This is a genomic window from Bathymodiolus platifrons methanotrophic gill symbiont, assembly GCF_002189065.1.
Taxonomy (GTDB): domain Bacteria; phylum Pseudomonadota; class Gammaproteobacteria; order Methylococcales; family Methylomonadaceae; genus Methyloprofundus.
Window position 1 is genome coordinate 1 of the sequence record NZ_BDMN01000573.1, and the last position, 1235, is coordinate 1235.

General features: G+C 34.7%; 3 protein-coding genes. All 3 read left to right on the forward strand.

Annotation, left to right across the window (positions count from 1 at the left end; genetic code table 11):
- On the forward strand, window positions 1-135 hold a 135-nt coding region (locus tag CDZ78_RS20600; RefSeq protein WP_244559322.1), incomplete at its 5' end, for an IS1 family transposase.
- A gap of 189 nt (window positions 136-324) precedes the next feature.
- On the forward strand, window positions 325-678 hold the full coding sequence (locus CDZ78_RS20605) for a plasmid mobilization relaxosome protein MobC (RefSeq protein WP_087871606.1): 354 nt from the start codon (window positions 325-327) through the stop codon (window positions 676-678).
- Complete coding sequence (locus CDZ78_RS20610) at window positions 678-1220, forward strand: relaxase/mobilization nuclease domain-containing protein (RefSeq protein ID WP_244559321.1); 543 nt, start codon at window positions 678-680, stop codon at window positions 1218-1220. The genes CDZ78_RS20605 and CDZ78_RS20610 overlap by 1 nt, the downstream gene beginning before the upstream one ends.
- Window positions 1221-1235: the final 15 nt, after the last annotated feature.

The following is a 1235-nucleotide window of genomic DNA, read 5'->3' on the forward strand; positions in this document are numbered from 1 at the left end:
AACCTAAATTTTAGAACATGGATTAAACGCTTAACGCGTCGAACAATCTGTTTTTCCAAAATAGAACAAATGCATGATATTGTCATTGGACTATTAATTAATAAAGTCGAATTTGGACGAGATATTCATGCCTAATAACAGATTTAACCCACCACCGCTTTTTCTTTACAATCATAAAAAATATGCTCTTCTGGATATAAGGGTTTAAGACTAAAAGTGAACAGGCAAGTTGAGGTTAGGGACCAGTCCTCTAACCACTTGTTTTAAATATTACTCACCATTTAAAAGTCTTAATATCCGCATTACATTTGGAGATTAATAAAGATGAGAAACAACAATAAAAAAATTGTCATACGCTGTACTGATAAAGAAAAAGAGTCACTACTAAGAACAAAAATACAGCTTAAAGCACGAACTTGGCTTGAGTTAGTCGAAAAACTACGACATAAGAAAAAAATTGAAGCACCTAAAATCATCATTCAAGACAGTGTTTATCTATTCGAAATTCTGACCCAATTAAAACGCTGCGGCAATACTTTGAACCAAATAACGAGAACATCAAACAGAAGTAAGACCATTACTGAGTCAGAAACAATTCAGCTAAAAAAATTGGCAATACAAATATCATCGCTCAAAAGCAAAGTTTTAAAAACCTTTGTCATTAACGGGAAAAAATAATGGCAATTGCGAAACTTTTACATGAGGGGGAAACGGTTAAACAGCTTAAAAATACTATCCGATATAACACAGTAGCAAAAGAGTATCTTAACTCCCCAGATAATCCTCGATTACTTCAAGCTATCTCTAACCTTGGCATTATCGACATTTCAGATCCCATTAGATACCAAGATTTTATGCGTGAATTTATTAATGAAATTACACTCAATCAAAGCCTTTCAAGCAATAAGCGCCAAAAGAAGCTGTATGCACACGAGATGATAAGTTTTGAAGATGAGGACAACGCTCGTTTCAGCCAAGAAGAGTTGGCTCAAATCAGCATAGAGCTTTTATCAGACCTATACGATATGGAAAATACCCCTTATGTTATTTACCCTCAAAAAGACAGCGGTAGGCTGCATTTTCACTTCATTCGCTCAAGTTTTAGCTCTGATGGCACTTATCAGCGAGTAAAAAACTCAAAGCGAGCTATGCGAGTATCGTGTGAAGCAATAGAGTTAAAATATAACTTAACTGAAGTTTCCCAATTATTGAGTAGCTGAAATACACAATGCTGG

Coding starts and splice junctions, on each gene's coding strand:
- CDZ78_RS20610 (WP_244559321.1), top strand. CDS start 678: ATGGCAATTGCGAAACTTTTACATGAGGGGGAAACGGTTAAACAGCTT.
- CDZ78_RS20605 (WP_087871606.1), top strand. CDS start 325: ATGAGAAACAACAATAAAAAAATTGTCATACGCTGTACTGATAAAGAA.